Below are 559 nucleotides of genomic sequence, written 5' to 3'. Positions count from 1 at the left end.
GCCATACGGACCATTTGCTCTTCAGCAGAGCAATCCATTTTAGGAATGGTGTAGGTACTTGTTTGCTTAGCCTGTTGATTGCTTATATAAGTTTCAGTCTTCACAAGCTTTGCACCAAAACCCAAAGCTTCAAGTTTGGTGGTTATATTTTCATCTTTTTGATTATGTAGAACCTTTAAAGAACGGTTAGGTAAATCAAAGATGAGTTTTTGAACACCATCAATTGAAGATAGCGCCATACGAACCATCTGTTCTTCCGCAGAACAATCCATTTTGGGAACTAAGTATTCACTCATGTAGTGCGAATCTTTTAAAACGTCTTCAGTGCTTAAATTTTCTTTGGGATCAGAACCATAACAGGATTGAGCGGTATCTTCACAACTGTTTGAAGTGTTACAGCAAGGAGATGAAGATTTTTTTTCTTCCTCTTCACCACAACAGCTAAGCGTATTATCACAATTCTTTGAATTGTTTGCTTCTGCAATTGATGGATGATTTTCTTGTTGAGATTTCTTATCTTCGCATGGTGTTTCTTTACTACATCCACAACCACTCATAA

General features: G+C 37.0%; 1 pseudogene. It reads right to left on the bottom strand.

The window, feature by feature from the left end:
- Positions 1-557 (bottom strand): annotated as a pseudogene (locus tag CL42_RS16285) (heavy metal-associated domain-containing protein); the annotation flags it as partial.
- Positions 558-559 lie beyond the last annotated feature (2 nt).

This window comes from Acinetobacter sp. Ver3, from assembly GCF_000632455.1.
Lineage (GTDB): Bacteria > Pseudomonadota > Gammaproteobacteria > Pseudomonadales > Moraxellaceae > Acinetobacter.
This window is presented reverse-complemented; position numbering and strand designations above follow the sequence as displayed.